Below are 17,559 nucleotides of genomic sequence, written 5' to 3' on the forward strand. Positions count from 1 at the left end.
GTAGGTCCGGTTCGTTTTTATGTTTCCTTCATGATCTCGTTGTTAAAAATTTCCTTTCCCAGCGTTTGGATCCAGAATCCGATAAGCTGTCCGTATGCGCCGTTGCCGTCTTCGGAAACGGACTGCAACAGCTGCGTCATGAATTGCTGCGCCCAGGTGTACCCGTAGCGCTCAAATACGCCCTTCCCGGATAAAGCGGGAACTCTTTCGATGAGCGGCAGAAAAACATCCTGCGTCACGTCGAGAAGCCGCGCCGTAATCGGGTAAACGTAACCGGAACCGGCCTTGCCCTCTTCCATGAACACCAATGCCAAGGAATCGGACCGGCCGGCGCCGTCAGCATAATCGAGATGATACGCTGCTAACGGCAGTTTCTGCCGGTCGGCTTCTTTGATAAGACGGTACGCGCCGTACTTGATCAGTTCATAGAGCCTGTCGTCATAACCGGACTCCATTTCGATGAGCTTCTCGCGCCATTCGCCCCACGTTAAAACGGCCCGGCAACGATAGTCGTCGAAAGATGCTTCACCGGTGAAGGCCTGAACGGCAGCGGCGCTGACTTCCAGTTTCGGTTCCGGAATGTGCCAAATCAACAGTTTTTGGTCCCTGTCACCGTAAAGACACTGCGACTCCACCTGTACGGCAGCGTCACAGTGAGGACAAGTATAAAAAAACAGGCCTTCGTCCGTCAGCACACGGCGGCGCAGCGCGCCGTCGGCGGCATCAATATAATCCCAAGTGGCAAAAGTTCCGTCTGTCCCGCAAGCGGGGCAGCGCAAAGATAACGTTACGGCATGACTCTTCGTTTCCATCAGTTGCTCTCCTCATATACTTGTAAGATCGAATCGGCAAGTACGTTCAGTGTCATAAAATTCCAATCTTCGGCCTCCCTTGAAGCAGCCCGGATAACAGGGTTGATCGCTTTCATGTTCGCGGCAAACCGAGACGGCTCCGGCAGCGGTTCCGCCGTCAACAACAACGCCAAGGCGGCAACCGTTTCCGCCGTCGTCCGGCCGCGATGCCAAGCCTGCAAAAGAAGCAGGGTGAGCTGCCGCACCACGGCAGCGCAGGCAGTCGCGTCAGCACAGACGAAATCAATCTGCTCGGCAAAAGCACCGCCGCGCAAGACGGCAGGCGCCAAAAGAGCCACAGCTTTCTGCAAGGGGAAACGTTTATCTTCCACGCTGATAAGCGAAACCGCCAGGTGCAGGAGTGTATTCTCCCGAGCCAGCCGCAAAGCCGCTTCACAGGCGCTGACCAAAAGGGCCGCTTCATTTTCCGTGCCGCCGCGCCAAAACGGTCCGCGACGGCATGAATGACATAACGCGCCGGCAGTTTGTATCCATACGTTATTTTGGCCTCTCCCTGCCGGCATCCTTGCAAAGACCGGCAGGCCGCGGTCAGAGAAATGCCGCCTTTGCGATGGACGGCAGCTGCCACCGTGCCGCCGCCGAGTAAGGTCGTACCGGCGGAAATGATGATCCCTGCCGCTTTCGAATCCGTTATATCGCCTTTAAAAACACGCAGCCGCATCGTCCCCTCCTGAAGCGTTCCGCTTTCATTATACCATACACGTTGAACCCAAATTTATTTGACAAAGATCGTAATCGCCTGCTTCAACCGTTCGACGGCTCCCAAATCATTCTGTTTGACCGCTTCGACAAGGCAATGATCGATATGATCCTTCAAAATGACTTTGCTGACGCTGACGACGGCCGAATCGACGGCTGCCAGCTGAATCAACACATCACTGCAATCTCTGCCGCCCTCAATCATGCGCTTGACCGCTTCCAAATGACCGCTGATACGGGCCAAGCGATTGATGACAATTTTTTCCTGCTGATGATATCGGCCGCAGTGAGCGGACTGCGGCTGGTCTCCGGCAGCAGTCGGTACAGACAATTCCAAACAGCGTCTGGCTTTGACAAAATAGATCGTCCCGTCATCAACGGCAGCCGTTACAACAAACCCTGCGCCGGTCAGCAACGTGCTCATGACATCGATCGCCGGCAAGGCTGCCTCTCCCTCCGCCAGGTGTCCCGGATTCATGGCATTGACCTTTTGCCGCCCCTGATCATGCATAATAATCAAATCGCCGCCGTCTCTGACGGCAGAACCGATCTGTTTAATGAACCGGTGCGTATTCTTGCTCATGTGCGGGTAAAAGTCAAAGCATAAAACCGTATCGTACGTTCCCGGCGGCACATCATATTTTAAAATATCTTTTTCGATAAAAGAAATCCCCTCCAAGGCGCCGTACTTTTCCTTCGCCTTGGTCAACATCGCTTTAGAATAATCGAGAGCGTCAATACGGCCGCCGCCGAGGCGCGCATGCAAATAGGGCAGCAAGACGCCGGTGCCGCAACCGACGTCGAGAACGACGGCCGCCGCCGGTATGTCGGCAAGGTCAAGGAGCCGACCGATCAGCGCCGCGTCTTCTTTCCTGTCACGATCCCAATTAGCCGCGTAATTATCAAAAAACATATGTTCTTTATCCATGCCAAGATTCCTCCTCTTCGTTCCCCTCAAAAGCGGCGCCTCTCAACGGGCCGTTTTCGTCAGCAGCCGCCCGTCAAAGCCGGTTTATCCCGCAAATACGCCGCAATCCCGCTTCTCCCGCTATGTACTCTTCTTAGTATACAATCATATGCGACCGTTTCCTATCCCTCCCCCGTGGTTTAAGGGATAAAAAACGCAGCCGCTTCTCATAAAGTGTACAGCAAGAAACGTATCCTTGCGTTTTACCGGATAAATGTCTTTCTTGGATGATTCGGGACCGCAAAAAAGGCATGAGCTAAAAGCCCATGCCTTTGACAATATGACCGATTGCCGGCTGTACGGCAACGAAGTTGCTTTATAGGAACTCGCATTTCTGCAGGAGCAAAAGCTCTTAGCGGAAGAGACCGCCGGAAATGACGAGCTTCTGAATTTCATTCGTGCCTTCGTAGATCTGTGTGATCTTGGCGTCGCGCATCATGCGTTCTACGTGATATTCTTTCATATAGCCGTTACCGCCGAGCATCTGCACGCATTCCGTCGTAACCTTCATCGCCACATCGGTGCAAGTCATTTTAGCAATGGCAGCAGCCGTCGTAAACGGTTTTCCCGCTTCTTTCAATTTCGCTGCTTTATAAAGAACCAATTTGGCTTTTTCAATATCAGCATACAATTCAGCCATCTTGAAGGCCAGATACTGCTGCTTGAAGAGCGGTTTGCCGAACTGTTCACGCTGTTTCAGGTAATCTCTGGCAATTTCAAATGCTCCTTCAGCGATACCGAGAGCCTGCGCACCGACACCGATACGGCCGCCGTCCAACGTCTTCATCGCCAACTTAAAGCCTTCGCCCGGTTTGGCAATCATTTGATCGGCAGATACCTTCACGTTGCTCAAGACCATTTCAGATACTTGCGCCGAGCGAATCCCCATTTTGTTTTCGATCTTGCCGACATGGAAGCCGGGCGTGCCTTTTTCGACAACGAAAGCTGCCATGCTCTTTGTTCCTACAGAAGGATCGAGGAGGCAATATACGACAGTGTAATCGGCCAGAGGACCATTGGTATTGAAAATCTTCGTGCCGTTCAATACATAACCGTCACCGTCCGGAGTGGCGATCGTCTGCTGCCCTGCAGCATCGGAACCGGCACTGGCTTCTGTCAGCCCGAAAGAGCCGATAGCTTTACCGCTGGCAATAGGCGAGAGAAAACGTTTTTTCTGTTCGTCTGTGGCATTGGAGTACATGACACTGCCACCGTAAAGAGAGGTATTGACAGAGAACCCGATACCAAAAGACGCATCAACTTTGGAAACTTCTTCTACTGCAAGAATATATGCGAGATATCCCGTATCAGTGCCGCCGAATTCCTGTGGATAGCAGAGACCGTACATCCCCATGTTGCCGAATTCCTTGAACGCTTCAAGGGGGAATTCCGATTTTTCATCGCGTTCAACAACACCGGGAGCCAATCGTTTTTGTGTGAATTCACGAACCTGATTTACGATTTCCTGTTCTTGTGCACTGAGTTCAAAATCCATTCTGCATCTCTCCTCTTAATTCAAAATATAAAATTTACCCTTAGAAACTTTTCGCAATAAGAAATATTACACTTGCATAATATCATAGGTAAAATGCAGCAGTCAATACATATGTATTAATAGTATGATAGAAAAATTTTAATGAAAAAAACGCAACCCCTTATCAGAGGTTGCGTTTTTTATGCTTAAATACTATTTGTATTAATATCTATTTTTCCAAACTCTTTATTAGCTGCGATAAACAGATCGACGGCATCATAACGATTTATCTGCGGAACGAGAAAGCGTTTAGCCAAACTTTGTTTTTCTTCATGTACGGCTGAATTAACATATCTCATAAGTTTCACTCCTTCTATCGTTTTTTTATATTTGTATAAAGGATATTTCGTATTAAGAAATATCCTGGTTAAATAATATCATGAGTAGTCGACTATGTCAATAGATTTCTCATACAGTATCTCCATTAACTTTCTAGATACACAAAAGGCTTTCCCGCAGGAAAGCCTTTTATATCCCTTATTCCGCCTTAAAAGAAACGGCCGCATTGCCGACACGACTAAGCAACTCAACCAATTTCTCACGATCTTCAACAGAAAAATCTTTTAATACGTCATCATTCAATTCTTCAATACACTGCAATACTGCATCCTTGATCTTTAATCCTTCCGGCGTCACTTCAACGCGAATACTCCTTCTGTTATTCGGATCCAACACCCGATCGATCAGCCCCCGCTTCTGCATTCTGTCCAGAACGCCGGATATGGTTGAGTTTTCCACACGCAGGTTCTGCGCGATTTCTTTAGGAGTTAACGAACCATCACGCCAAAGACAGGCCAACACGCCGTATTGTCCCGGCGTGATACCGAAATGCGACAAATTTTCCGAGAAGGTTAAGAAAACTTCATGCTGCGCCACTGTCAGCAGAAAGTTTATACATTGATTATAGTCCACGACTCTCGTCCTTCCTCTAAGTAAGATAAAATATTCACGTACTTTTATATAGTTTATCATAAATAAAGGAAGATTACCAGAAAAGCCGCTCTTTCCGCATAACCTCGTTTTTCCTATAAACGGACTTTTTTATTTTCCCTTATTCCCAGCGCTCGGCCGTTGACACAGTCCCGCACGCCCTGTCCGTTGCAGAAAGAAATAATATTGGCCGCCGTTCCGTTTCCCTTAGCCGCCCATGACTGCCGCGTCATGCCGCCGATATGAGGCGTAATAATGACATTGTCCATTTGGTACAACGCATGCTGCGGCGGCAGCGGTTCGATGTCAATGACGTCAAGTGCCGCCTTGGCAATTTCCCCCGTCCTGAGGGCTTCCGTCAAGGCCGTCGTATCAACGGTATCCCCGCGGCCGATGTTCAGAAAGAGTGCGCTGTCCTTCATTTTTCGAAAAGCTGCTCTATCGACGAAATGTTTCGTTTCCGCCGTCAACGGCAAGACATCGGCAACGATATCGGCCGCTTTGTACAGCTCATCTGTCGTGACCCAAGTCATACCGGCCGATTCTGCCGCTTCATGGCGGCGTCGATTATGATAAAGAACGGTCATGCCGCACCCTTGCGCCAACTCGGCCAGCCGAAGCCCGATATGTCCCAGTCCCAGGATGCCCATAACGGAACCGCCGACAGTCTGTCCGAAGAGGAACGGCGCCGCCCCGCGGCGCTGCCAGCCGCCGCTCTTGGCATAAGCGCAGTTCTGCGGCAAATTGCGATATGCGGCGAAAACCAACGCCATGCCCAATTCGGCAACAGCTTCCGTACCGATAGACGCCGTATTACAAAAGGGGATCCCCAACGCGGTACAAGCGTCTACGTCAACATTTTCATAGCCGACAAAGGGCTGTATGACAAGGCCCAGCCTTTCTCCTGCCGACAGTATCTCCCTTGTAATCACGCTTTGATAGGCAACGATAAGTATCTGCGCATCGCTGATCTTGCTTTTCAACTCTTCCGCTGTAAAATGCAGTCCCTTTTCCGGCTTTCTGATCTCAAACCTGCCATCCCGTTCCAATGGCGGTAATACGTGTTTATTGATCGGACCGCTTATTAGGACGATCGTTTTATCTGTCATATATCCCCTCTTCTTCCCTGAAATCGGACAACGCCATGCTTTCGCACCGAAAAAAACAGTTCCCCTGCTTCGGTGGACGACGGCCCTTATCTGCGGCTCCTCGCAGTCAGAAAATCAATGGTAATCTTGTAAACGCCCGTTGCCGCTGCAGCCTTCTCGATATAGCGGGCGCCTTCTTCCCGAAAAGCGGGACTGTATTTTGCGACAAACAACTGCAATGCTTTTCGTTTTTCTTCTCCTTCTATCCGCGTTGCCCGTCCGAAAACGATCACGCTGCTATAGTTCGTACTGAAAGCAGCCGGTAATACCTCCGTTGCTCCGACAACGGTAAATGACACCGTTTCATGAGCTTCCATATTGCGTGACCGCAGCCCCCTCGCCGCGGCGCCGTGCAGGTAGATGGCCTTGCCGTCTGTAACGTAACTCATAGGTACGCCGTAAGGATATTTGTCTCCCTGCGTCGACAGAACGCCGTATTCGCCGTCCCGTAAAATAGCCATTCCTTCTTCAGCAGATAATTCTCTATCTTTTCTGCGCATGATTATCGCCCCTTCGCCGCTTTGGCGCGAACCAATTCGATCGCTTCCTTGCCGCTCAGTTTCTCAACAGTCATCGCCAAAATCGTCACTGCCGCCAGCGATTTCTCGACAGACTGCATCACCCGTACCGGGTCAGACGGCAAATATTTCGCGCCGAGCAGCTTAAGTGCCGCAACTTTTGCCGCCTCATCGGTTACCGCATATATTTCTCCAAAGGCAATGGCGCTGCGAAAATAGGTCGTTAATTCTTCCGGAACGATCTGATCCTGATCAATGACACAGAAGGAAACCTTCTGATGGTGAGCAATAGCCTCCAGCTTATGGCCGGATGTAGCCGAATGAAAAAAAATCCGCTTTTCCGCACGGTTATAGACATAGCTGAGCGGTACGGCATAGGTATATCCGTCCTGATCAAGAAGCGCCAGCACACCGGCAGTGCCGCGCTCCATTACGGCAACCGTTTCCGCCTCACTCAACAGTTGCCGCTTCCTTCTCATTTCTCTGAACATGTTGTCGCCCCCTCATCACACCGTACACGCAACGCTATATATCCAAATCAAATATCTTCCCCGGATTCAGAATATAATTGGGATCCAATGCGCGCTTAACCGCTTTCATCATATCCAGTTCATCGGGGTTTGTAAATGCTTTCATCAAGTGTTTGCGTTTAAAGCCGATGCCGTGTTCGCCGGAAAGTCGACCGCCAAGACGATATATGGCGGTATACAGTTCTTGCTGATTCTTTTCAACCTGTTCGTTCCATTGGTCGTAGCTTAATTCTTCATTTTTCAGGATATTTAAATGAATATTGCCGTCACCGACATGACTGGCGATCCGCGTTATCAGACCGTATTTCCGCGCCAGCTTCAAGATCGTTGCCAGCAGCGCCGGTTCCTGATCGACAGGCACCACAACATCTTCTTTGCAAACGTTCCGGCTTTCGGCGCGGACGGCTTCGGCAAAGGCTTTGCGCGCCTTCCAGATACGGGCCGAATCGGCAACGAGAACAGCCGAAGCCCCGTTTTCACTGCAGAGCGCATCAAGGAAAAGAGCCTTGTCATCCAAGTCGTCTTCATCTTTCCCTTCCACTTCAATGATCAGATAATTTCCCTGCGCACTCCCCTGCAGCGGTTCCCCGAGAAAGCGCTCCACCGACTTGATTGTAATATTGTCCATAAATTCCACACATGTCGGCGTTATCCCTGCTTTATCAATTTTGCTGACAATGCCGATAGCAGCATCGACGCTGTCGAAAACCGCCAAGATATCGAGCGTATATTTCGGCTTCGGCAACAGCTTGAGCGTAGCCTTCGTGATAATTCCCAGAGTCCCTTCCGAACCGATGATCAGCTGATCGAGGCAGTAACCGGTCGACTGCTTCTTCAAACGGGCGCCGAGCTCCACGATCTTCCCCAAGGGGGTCACGACTTCAACGGCATATACCTGATGACGCGTCGTGCCGTATTTTACAGCCCGATTGCCGCCGGCGTTCGTTGCAATATTGCCGCCGATCTGGCAAGAGTCGCCACTACAGGGATCGCCGGCATAAAAGAGTCCTTTTTCCTCAGCAGCGCGCTGCAAATCGGCTGTACGCACGCCGGGCTGAACAACGGCATACAACGCGTCCTCATTGATCTCTTCAATGGCATTCATCTTCTCCAGGGACAAAACGATGCCGCCGCAACTGGGAACGGCGCCGCACGCCAGCCCCGTACCTGCGCCGCGCGGCACGATAGGGAAATGATGCTCATTGGCTAAGATGACAACTGCCGCCACTTCTTCCGTCGTCTGCGGAAACACCACCGCCTCCGGCAAATGATGGTACGCCGGATCCGTAACCTCATCGTGCCCGTAAGGCTGCATCGCCTCAACGTCGGTCCAGACATTCTTCTCTCCGACAATAGTCCGGAGCTGCGCCGCAATATTTTCAGTTACCTTAGTATAGTTCATTTCCTTCACTCCCATATGCAGAAACCCACTTCTGCTATTTACCCATTTACATGCTATCATTGTATCAATTTCCGCATAAAAGATAAAGCAGCGGAAAACAGACGGCGGCAACGTAAATCCTCTGTTATCGCTCCGATCACCATTCCGTTCTTTTTTCTCCCGTCCTTAAAGCGATCTTTTTCGGCAAAACGATTTTTTGCTCGCCAAGAATACACGTTATTTCTTTGAAAATACGCTGACGCACTGACTTTAATCCGTTACGGGCCTTGAGACTACACGTATGACAAAAGGAGAGGCCTCTTCAGCCTCTCCCAAAATGATGCTATCTCGTATCTATCTTCTGCCATACAGCGCTATTGGCGACGGTCGCCTTGATTCTTGTGCAGCATAATATCCAGCACTTCATCATCTGTCTGCTGCATCCCCTTGGACGCCAGGAGTCCGATATTGCGAATCGATTCCTCCACATCATTGGCAACGAGTCCGTCGTCGCCGCTGACACGCGTCCCGTTCAACGCTAATACCGTCGCCTTATAAGCCGCACTGACAGCCGTTGATACCTTCATAGAGCAGCTGTTGGCAGCGCCGTCACAGATCATTCCCGCAACGTCGCCGGTCATCGAGCAGATAACCTGGCCGATCCGCTCCAGCCCATGTTCCCTGTCGAGCAACCAGGCCATTCCGGCTGCAGCCCCCATGGCGGCTGTAACGGTAGCACAAAAAGCGGAAAGCTTCGGCAAGTACCCGTGAATATAAATCGCCGTCATGCTCGCCAAAATCAGCGCGCGAAGCCGCGTTTCCTCATCGGCATGAAGATAATCGGCGACAACGGTAACCGGTTCCGTCACGGCTATTCCCTGATTCCCTGATCCCGAATTCGTCATGGCCGGATACGCAGCACCGCCCATGCGGGCGTCAGAGGCCGCCACCGTGCGAATCAGGATCTCATTCTGCAAATCTTTCCCCGTCATACCCGACTCCTGAGCATCCTGCAACGTACGTCCTATCTTCAATCCGTACTTGCCGGTCAACCCTTCCTTCGAAAGCGCGTCATTCAGGTCCTCCGCTTCTTTGATAAAACGGATCTCTTCAAGCGGCGCCTGTTCGGCAAAAGCAAGTATTTCCTTTACGGAAAGCGTATGAAGAAAGGCCTTTTTGTCGTCACCTTCGCCGTTATCTTGCGCCGCTGCCGAAAAAATAACTTCGCCGTCTTTTTCAATAGAAAGGATATTCGTATGATCATCGACGATAACGGCTTTAACATAATGCTTTTCACCGTACACGCAAGCTTCGGCATAAAGGACGTGATCCGTTTCCTTATTGACTCCGACGGTAACCGCGCCGTTATCAACCATCATCATGCCCTGCTCCACAACGCTTGCGGACAACTGCCGCAGAACCTGAAGGCCGGCGTCGGCATCGCCGCCGAGAGCCCCGACAGCAGCGGCGATCACGAGCCCGGGACGCCCCGTACCGGGAACCATGACGCCCATGCCGTTCTTCATCAAATTGGCCGAAACACGAGCTTTTACGGAAATAACGTCTTCGCCCAAATAACGGGCCGCCGTTGCCGCCGCAAAGGCTAACGAGATCGGTTCCGTACACCCCGTTGCCGGTACGACATCGCTTTTGATGACAGCAATCATCTTCTGCCACCGTTCATTCGTCATCATTGCACATTCCTCCTCCAGCGTAATCATTATCCATTTTTTACAGTATTGATATATCGGTACACCGTCGGCTCAGAAACGCCAAGCCTCTTTGCCAACGCTCCAATCCCGCCTTTCAATAAAAACAATCCATTGTCATATAAATTTTTTACTACTGCCAGTCGTTCTTTTTGTGAAAACCGTTTCGGATCAACAGCATACTGCATGAGTTCTTTACTAATAATGCTATCAATTGTTTCATCTGCAGTCTGAGACAGATTTTCCGATATTACGGTTAAAAGATTGTTCTCACTTGCCGAATGAATGACCATTTTGCTTTGTTTGTCCCTTTTCAACAGAAATGCATTATCCAACGCATCTCTCACTCGCAAATATTCCTGAAGATTATAATTAATACAAAGAACACCAAGTACCTTCCCGGCATCGTCATGAATAAAATAAGACGACGATCGCAAAATCTGTCCATCCTTATTTTTTCCGAAATAATTGGTAATATATTCCGCCCTTTTATCTTTTCCTAATTGCAACAGTTTTAATACGAAATCCGTCGCAGGACATCCTACTTCCCTGCCGCTAACCTGCCCATTGGCAATCGCAATGACGGAGTGCTCCAAATTCCGCATATCATGCAGCACAACTTCGCATTGATCGCCTAACACCTCCCCAAGAAAAGCTACCAATTTTTCGTACATGACTAATGTATTATTGGTGTCCATTTACTATTTCCCTCTTTTCAAATTACAAAAGCCATTTTTTATTATTTTATTATAACGATAATATATTTTCAAGTTAATACTCTGCATTATTTTTCAAAATTATTTTAGATAAAAGCCCAGTTATATGTTTGTTAAATTAATTTAAATCGGTAATATGTTAAATTTTATTGTATTTTTAGATTGTTATTTTATTATTAATATGATAACATATTATTATGAGGTTGGCTTTATATATATTGTATGTTATTTTTTATCCCCTACCAACCATCTGTTTTTTTTAGTTTATTTTTAAGGAGGGATTTAACTATGGAAGGGTTTCAAGCGTTTTTGACCACTACTCCTGTTTTCGCTCTATTTGTTCTCTGTGCCGTCTATGCTATCGGTGAATTTGTAGGCACTTTCACTAAGGCATGGATACCTTCCGTGTTTGTTGTCGCCATTTTATTTTTAATAGGCTATTGGACAGTCTTTCCTAAAAACATCGTTACGCTTGGCGGGTTAGGCGCTCCTTTAGGAGGAATCATCGCTATTCTGTTGTGTGTAACGCATATGGGGACTGCGATCAGCCTTAAAGAACTGGCCGGTCAATGGAAAATTATTTTAGTCTGCCTCGCAGGTCTTGCAGGGATGATCATCCTTTGTCTCGCATTGGCCGTATTTAACCTCGTTGATTTCAACTATATCGTCGCCGGTCTGCCCCCGCTTACGGGAGGTATTGTTGCCGCTACCATGATGCAAACTGCCGCACAAGAGCTGGGCTTAGAAAAAGCGGCCATTTTAGCAATTTGCATGTACGTATGCCAAGGTTTTGCCGGCTATCCTTTAACCGCCGTAATGTTGAAAAAAGAAGGAAAGCGTTTGCTAAAGGGATATAGAAACGGCGAAATCACCGCAGCAACCACGATTGGCAATATCGACGAAACGAATGGTAAGTTTTCCGTCACTGAAGAAATGACTCACAAAAAGCTCTTCCCCTCTATTCCGGACAAATACTATTCCGTCACCTATTCCTTAGCTACCATGTGCCTGATCGCTACACTCTCCATCGTAGTGAGTGCCTGGACAAGGACATTTATGGGAGCCTATGCCATTAACGCGGCTGTATTAGCGTTAGTATTCGGCATTTTGGCAACGGAATTAGGATTTTTGCGTCCCAATATTTTAATGAAAAACGGATGTTTTAATTTCCTTATGTTCGCTTTAATGATTTTTATATTCTCAGGATTAAGCGGAGCTACGCCTGAACTTTTATCCGAAATTTTAGGACCAATGGTCACCATCATTGTCGTCGGCGTAATTGGCATGATCATACTTTCCGTTCTTGCAAGCAGGTTTTTAAAGATCAGCCCATATATCGCCGTAGCAACAAGTTTAACGGCGTTATATGGCTTCCCGCCAAACTATGTATTAACAGATGAATGCACTACTGCACTGGCTGAAACGCCTGAAGAAAAAGCATTCTTGATGGACAAAATGTTACCTCAGATGATTGTCGGCGGGTTCGTAACGGTTACAATCACGTCCGTAATCATTGCCTCCATTTTTATTCCCTTGTTGCAAAAATAAAATACGTACGCTTGAAAGGAGTGCTTCTCGATGAATTTCAAAGATCTATCCGAACAGTTGGAACAATACATTATCGAAAGGCGCCGATATTTCCATGCTCACCCCGAACTTTCTTTCGAAGAAGTAAATACGACAAAAGAAATTGCTAAAGAGTTGACAGCCATGGGATTGGACGTTCACGTCTATCCAGATTACCCCGGTTGCTGGGCTCTGATTAAGGGCGGTAAAGCGACGCCAAAGAGCAAGACGGTCGCTTTACGTGCCGATATTGATGCGTTGCCGGTAGAAGAACATACAGGACTTCCCTTTGCAAGTGAAAACAAAGGGGTCATGCATGCTTGCGGGCACGATTGCCACATAGCCATGTTACTCGGCGGAGTCAAAATGTTACTGTCGCATAAAGCTGAATTGGCCGGCAATGTGAAAATTATTTTCCAAGCTGCAGAAGAATCCTGCTATGGCGCTCGATACTACATAGAAAACGGATTTCTGGACGACGTGGACGCAATATACGGAACACATATATGGGGAGATTTTGATTCACCGTATATGAATTTCGACAACGGCCCGAGAATGGCCAGTTGCGACAATTTCCAAATTATCGTTGAAGGAAAGTCCGCACATGGTTCCGCGCCTCATCAAGGAACAGATGCAATTGTAACGGCTGCCGACATTATCAGCCAAATACAAACTCTGGTGGCAAGGAAAAACAATCCCATTAATCCCCTGGTTATCACTATCGGAGAGATTACCGGCGGACAACGTTTCAATATTATTGCTAACAAAGTAACCATGAAAGGAACGATCCGTACACATTCAAAAGAAGTGCGCGAAAGCGTTGAAGGCTGGATTCGCAACTTGATCGAAAATATTGCCAAAGCCCATGAAGCAAAGGCGACATTGCTATACGAACCATATTTAATTCCTGTCATTAATGAACACGAAATGTTAAACGGTATTGCAGAAAAAGCGGCCATTAAATTATTCGGAAAAGAAGCCCTAGGCCCTCTCGCCAAAATGATGGGAAGCGAAGATTTCGCCCTTTACATGGAAAAGGTCCCGGGAATATTCGGCTTCGTCGGCGCCAGAAACGCCGCTTTGGGAATTGTTGAAAAGAATCATAACGACCGCTTCACCGTTGATGAAAGCGTGCTCAAACGAGGAGCCGCCATGTACGCCCAATTCGCCTATGACTATTTGGAAGCGATGACATCATCCAACTTATAAAACGGTATCTATTCAGAAGGGAGGCATTCGATGTCCTTAAAAGACACTTTGGGAGATTACTCAGCGTATATTCAAAACATAAGAAGGGAGTTTCATCAATATCCCGAGTTAAGCATGCAAGAAGTGAAAACGACAAAGAGGATCGCGGAAAAACTCGAAGAATTGAAAATTCCCCATGAAATCACGCCTAGCGGTATTGGCGTAATAGGAATCATTAACGGCAACCGTCCAGGACAATCGGTTGCTCTGCGGGCCGACATTGACGCACTCCCGGTAACAGAAAAAACAGGCCTGCCGTTTTGTTCTAAAAACCAAGGAATCATGCATGCTTGCGGACATGATACGCACATCGCAATGCTGTTAGGCGCCGCTAAAATGCTTGCAGATAATCGCGATCAAGTCCAAGGACGCGTTTACCTGATTTTTCAACCGGCAGAAGAAATCGGCAAAGGCGCTACGTATATGATGTCTGTCGGAGATTGGTATGAAAAAATCAGCGCTATTTTTGGAGCACATATTTGGACAGATATTCCGGCAGGAAAATTCAGCGTTAAAGCAGGACCGGCAATGGCGGCAACCGACAGGTTTGTAATCAAAGTACATGGAAAGCAATCCCACGGCTCCCAACCTCATGCAGGAATTGATGCCGTTCTCACTGCAGCCGCTATTGCGGTAAATTTACAATCAATCATTTCCCGTCAAATAAATGCGCTGGATACAGCCGTTCTCACAATAGGAACGATACATGGCGGAGATCGCTGGAATATTGTAGGCGGAGAAGCTTCCCTGGAAGGAACCACTCGATACTTTGATCCCTCTATAGGCGCGTTACTGGAAGAAAGAATGAATAGGATCATCAATTCTACAGCCGAAGCGTATGGCGCCACTGCCGAAATTGAATATCTCCATGTCGTCCCTCCCACTGTCAATGACCCAACCTGCTCAGAAATGGTGGCTCATACGATTTCCGACTTGCTGGGAAACGAAGCGTTATTAAACTACGAAAAGGTTATGGGCAGTGAAGATTTCGCATTTTATCAAAAAGAAAAAGCCGGCGGTTTTTTCTTCATTGGTGCGCGGAACCCTGATATAGGGGCTGTTTATTCTAATCACAGCGATCACTTCACGATAGATGAATCCGTACTTCCGTACGGGGCTTTGATCTACGCTCAACTCGCCATCAATTGGTTAAACGGGTGATTTTTTCCTTATGGCCTATACTGATTCTCTACCTGTATTCAAAAGCTTTCGTACCGGAATAAGGTTAAAGAATCCACAAAGAGGTATGCAACGTAAGTTGCATACCTCTTTGTATGTATCGGTCCCGCAAGATGATCATCGGCAATTTTTCGCAAAGAAACAGGCACCCCGGCTTCCGCCTAAAGGGGTGCCTGTTTATCTTTCCAAAAACAAAAAACCTGAACCGGCACATCGATTCAGGTTTTGATTGAAACTGCAATTATGTCCGGCCTATGCCGGCATCTTTTCTCCAGGCTGATGTCTCCATTACTCTATTTTAACGCACTGTTTCTCGAAATAAACCTTATTTTCACAGTTTTTAGAAAAAATAAGGCCATATGCGTATCACACCCGGCTCCCTTTGCGAGGCGTCTCTACGTGTTGGAGACAGCCTTTTTCTTGAAGCATCTTTGTATAATACTCGATAGCGCCAAGAGGCAGTACCAGTTGCCGCGGCAGTTTCCTGCTAAGTGCTGTCAGGTCTTTTTTTGAGATATGCTGGAATTGCTTCTTCCTTATCATTTAATTTTATGATCTGCTCCATCCCGGTTTGATCAGTCCTTAGTCTTGTTTTTTCAGTCTTGTCAGTTAAACAAAAAAGCTCTGCAAATCGCATATTCATACGGTTTGCAGAGCTTGTAATTTCAAGAATGAAATTATTTCAGTTCTACAGAAGCACCGGCTTCTTCCAATTTAGCCTTAAGAGCTTCAGCGTCAGCTTTCGGCATTGCTTCTTTAACGGTCTTAGGAGCGCCGTCAACTAAATCTTTGGCATCTTTCAAGCCGAGGCCGGTCACTTCACGGACGACTTTGATGACGCCGATTTTCTTTTCGCCTGCAGATTTGAGGATAACGTCAAATTCATCTTTTTCTTCAACTTCGGCAGCACCGGCAGCAGGAGCGGCAGCTACGGCAACAGGAGCAGCAGCGGATACGCCGAATTTTTCTTCCATGTCTTTTACGAGTTCGGAAAGTTCCAAAACAGTCATCTGTTCAATGGCTTGTAAAATTTCTTCTTTTGTCATGTTAAATTCCCTCCATAGGTGTTAATCAGTGTTAACGGAATAAATTGCAGAAAGAGCTTACGCACTTTCCTGTTCAGCTTTTTTGGCGCGAACGGCTTCAAGCGCATACACAACGTTGCGAATATTTCCCTGCAGTACGTTGACCAGGCCGGTAATCGGCGCATTCATGCTGCCAAGCAATTTGGCAAGCAATTCTTCGCGGCTCGGCAAGCTGGCCAAAGCGTCAACGGCAGTGGCATCAATGACCTTACCGTCAGCCAGACCGGCCTTGACAGTCAAGGTTTCGGTCTTCGTTTCTTTGATGAATTGCTTCAGGATCTTGGCCGGAGCAATGACGTCTTCCGTAGAATAAGCAAGCGCCGTCGTCCCTTCCAGGAACGGATCCAAATCGTTATAGCCGAGTTCATTGGCGGCAATACGGGTCAATGTATTCTTGATGACCTTGTATTCAACACCGCCTTCACGGAATTTACGGCGAAGCTTGGTAACGTCAGCAACGCTCTGGCCGTTAAAGCCGACCAGAACAGCGCCCTGTGCGCTTTGAAGCTTTTCCTTCATTTCCGCAACAACTGCGACTTTAGCCGGTGATACGGCTTTCTTTTCAGGCATAGACATTCTTTCGATACACCTCCTTAATGTGAGATCGATATCGCCTTAGCAATACAACAGGCCTCATACATACAGTACGAGGCCCGAACTAGTCTTTCACATATCTAGTTTCATAGCCTCAGATGGCGGACTTACGTCCATTATACATACCTTCAGTCTACAGCTAAGAGAGATATTTTATTCTTCCGTTTTGACGGCACTCTTTACGCTGAAAGGATTAATGTGCACGCCAGGTCCCATCGTGGAACTAACCGTGATGGATTTGATGTACTGACCCTTGGCTCCCGACGGTTTGACCTTGATCAGGGTATCGACGAGAACAGTGAGGTTTTCGATCAATTTATTTGCTTCGAAAGACTTTTTGCCGATAGGAGAATGAATATTGCCGGCCTTATCCGTACGATATTCAACCTTACCTGCTTTGCTTTCGGAAACAGCTTTAGCCACATCCATCGTTACCGTACCGACTTTCGGGTTCGGCATCAGGCCTTTCGGCCCGAGGATCTTACCCAAGCGGCCTACTTTACCCATCATGTTCGGCGTAGCGATAGCCACGTCAAATTCGAGCCAGCCGCCCTGGATTTTTTCCACCATGTCGTCTGCACCGACATAATCGGCGCCGGCTTCAAGGGCTTCTTTTTCCTTATCGCCTTGAGCAAATACGAGGACGCGCTTCGTCTTGCCGATACCATTCGGCAGCACGATCGCACCACGGACCTGCTGATCGGCATATTTCGGGTCAACGTTCAAGTTGACGGCCAATTCAACGGTTTCGTCGAATTTGGCAGTATCCATCTTTTTCAAGATGTCAATAGCTTCTGCCGGATCGTACAACGTGGCTTTATCAAAAAGCTTTACGGCTTCAGCATATTTCTTACCTACTTTTGCCATCTTATTTCCTCCTTAT

General features: G+C 48.0%; 18 protein-coding genes and 1 pseudogene. 3 read left to right on the forward strand and 16 right to left on the reverse strand.

Translation table 11 applies throughout. From position 1 onward, the window contains the following. Nucleotides 1-17: 17 nt before the first annotated feature. The 13 genes and pseudogenes from C0977_RS07830 to C0977_RS07880 form a co-directional block, all read right to left on the reverse strand. A complete protein-coding gene (locus C0977_RS07830; protein ID WP_101913007.1) occupies nucleotides 18-812 on the reverse strand; it encodes a CpXC domain-containing protein in 795 nt (264 codons plus the stop codon). After that, nucleotides 812-1,375 carry a macro domain-containing protein gene (locus C0977_RS07835; protein WP_234987614.1) on the reverse strand — a complete coding sequence of 188 codons (564 nt, stop codon included), beginning with the start codon at nucleotides 1,373-1,375 and terminating at the stop codon, nucleotides 812-814. The genes C0977_RS07830 and C0977_RS07835 overlap by 1 nt, the downstream gene beginning before the upstream one ends. Next, a pseudogene (locus C0977_RS11380) lies at nucleotides 1,357-1,533 on the reverse strand (macro domain-containing protein); the annotation flags it as partial. The gene C0977_RS07835 and the pseudogene C0977_RS11380, both read right to left, overlap by 19 nt. 54 nt (nucleotides 1,534-1,587) lie before the next feature. Further along, complete coding sequence (locus C0977_RS07840; protein WP_101913009.1) at nucleotides 1,588-2,499, reverse strand: metal-sensing transcriptional repressor; 912 nt, start codon at nucleotides 2,497-2,499, stop codon at nucleotides 1,588-1,590. Nucleotides 2,500-2,890: 391 nt separating this feature from the next. Next, nucleotides 2,891-4,033 carry an acyl-CoA dehydrogenase family protein gene (locus C0977_RS07845; protein WP_101913010.1) on the reverse strand — a complete coding sequence of 381 codons (1,143 nt, stop codon included), beginning with the start codon at nucleotides 4,031-4,033 and terminating at the stop codon, nucleotides 2,891-2,893. Between the two features lie 185 nt (nucleotides 4,034-4,218). After that, entirely contained in the window at nucleotides 4,219-4,371 is a 153-nt protein-coding gene (locus C0977_RS10885) for a hypothetical protein (RefSeq protein WP_159459048.1), read from the reverse strand. 178 nt (nucleotides 4,372-4,549) lie between these two features. Continuing rightward, the gene (locus tag C0977_RS07850) at nucleotides 4,550-4,984 is read right to left on the reverse strand and encodes a MarR family winged helix-turn-helix transcriptional regulator (protein WP_023052645.1); all 435 of its coding nucleotides are present in this window, start codon (nucleotides 4,982-4,984) and stop codon (nucleotides 4,550-4,552) included. A 113-nt stretch (nucleotides 4,985-5,097) separates the two neighbouring features. Next, entirely contained in the window at nucleotides 5,098-6,111 is a 1,014-nt protein-coding gene (locus C0977_RS07855) for a 2-hydroxyacid dehydrogenase (RefSeq protein ID WP_101913011.1), read from the reverse strand. 86 nt (nucleotides 6,112-6,197) lie between these two features. Next, nucleotides 6,198-6,650: a pyridoxamine 5'-phosphate oxidase family protein gene (locus tag C0977_RS07860; protein WP_101913012.1), complete on the reverse strand. Its 453-nt coding sequence runs from the start codon at nucleotides 6,648-6,650 to the stop codon at nucleotides 6,198-6,200. A gap of 2 nt (nucleotides 6,651-6,652) precedes the next feature. Beyond that, complete coding sequence (locus C0977_RS07865) at nucleotides 6,653-7,159, reverse strand: pyridoxamine 5'-phosphate oxidase family protein (protein WP_101913013.1); 507 nt, start codon at nucleotides 7,157-7,159, stop codon at nucleotides 6,653-6,655. Nucleotides 7,160-7,193: 34 nt separating this feature from the next. Next, complete coding sequence (locus tag C0977_RS07870) at nucleotides 7,194-8,600, reverse strand: FAD-binding oxidoreductase (protein WP_101913014.1); 1,407 nt, start codon at nucleotides 8,598-8,600, stop codon at nucleotides 7,194-7,196. A 353-nt stretch (nucleotides 8,601-8,953) separates the two neighbouring features. After that, nucleotides 8,954-10,273, reverse strand: a complete 1,320-nt coding sequence (locus C0977_RS07875) for a serine dehydratase subunit alpha family protein (protein ID WP_023052658.1) — start codon at nucleotides 10,271-10,273, stop codon at nucleotides 8,954-8,956. A 26-nt stretch (nucleotides 10,274-10,299) separates the two neighbouring features. Next, complete coding sequence (locus C0977_RS07880) at nucleotides 10,300-10,986, reverse strand: helix-turn-helix transcriptional regulator (protein ID WP_101913015.1); 687 nt, start codon at nucleotides 10,984-10,986, stop codon at nucleotides 10,300-10,302. Between the two features lie 306 nt (nucleotides 10,987-11,292). On the opposite strand from C0977_RS07880, the gene C0977_RS07885 reads away from it, so the two are divergent. Genes C0977_RS07885 through C0977_RS07895 form a run of 3 tightly spaced genes read left to right on the forward strand, consistent with a single transcriptional unit; the run spans nucleotide 11,293 to nucleotide 14,979 of the window. Then, nucleotides 11,293-12,552 (forward strand): hypothetical protein, encoded by a 1,260-nt coding sequence (locus tag C0977_RS07885; RefSeq protein WP_101913016.1) that lies wholly within the window; start codon nucleotides 11,293-11,295, stop codon nucleotides 12,550-12,552. A 30-nt stretch (nucleotides 12,553-12,582) separates the two neighbouring features. Then, nucleotides 12,583-13,779 (forward strand): amidohydrolase, encoded by a 1,197-nt coding sequence (locus C0977_RS07890; protein WP_101913017.1) that lies wholly within the window; start codon nucleotides 12,583-12,585, stop codon nucleotides 13,777-13,779. A 30-nt stretch (nucleotides 13,780-13,809) separates the two neighbouring features. Beyond that, nucleotides 13,810-14,979: a M20 metallopeptidase family protein gene (locus C0977_RS07895; protein ID WP_101913018.1), complete on the forward strand. Its 1,170-nt coding sequence runs from the start codon at nucleotides 13,810-13,812 to the stop codon at nucleotides 14,977-14,979. Between the two features lie 695 nt (nucleotides 14,980-15,674). Here C0977_RS07895 and rplL read toward each other — a convergent pair. The 3 genes from rplL to rplA all read right to left on the reverse strand — a co-directional run bounded on the left by rplL (nucleotide 15,675) and on the right by rplA (nucleotide 17,543). Next, on the reverse strand, nucleotides 15,675-16,043 hold the full coding sequence (gene rplL / locus C0977_RS07900) for a 50S ribosomal protein L7/L12 (RefSeq protein ID WP_023052688.1): 369 nt from the start codon (nucleotides 16,041-16,043) through the stop codon (nucleotides 15,675-15,677). 57 nt (nucleotides 16,044-16,100) lie between these two features. Beyond that, the gene (rplJ, locus tag C0977_RS07905) at nucleotides 16,101-16,658 is read right to left on the reverse strand and encodes a 50S ribosomal protein L10 (protein ID WP_101913019.1); all 558 of its coding nucleotides are present in this window, start codon (nucleotides 16,656-16,658) and stop codon (nucleotides 16,101-16,103) included. A 171-nt stretch (nucleotides 16,659-16,829) separates the two neighbouring features. After that, a complete protein-coding gene (rplA, locus tag C0977_RS07910) occupies nucleotides 16,830-17,543 on the reverse strand; it encodes a 50S ribosomal protein L1 (protein ID WP_023052628.1) in 714 nt (237 codons plus the stop codon). Nucleotides 17,544-17,559 lie beyond the last annotated feature (16 nt).

The organism is Megasphaera vaginalis (ex Bordigoni et al. 2020) (assembly GCF_900240295.1).
GTDB classification, from domain to species: Bacteria; Bacillota; Negativicutes; order Veillonellales; family Megasphaeraceae; genus Megasphaera; species Megasphaera vaginalis.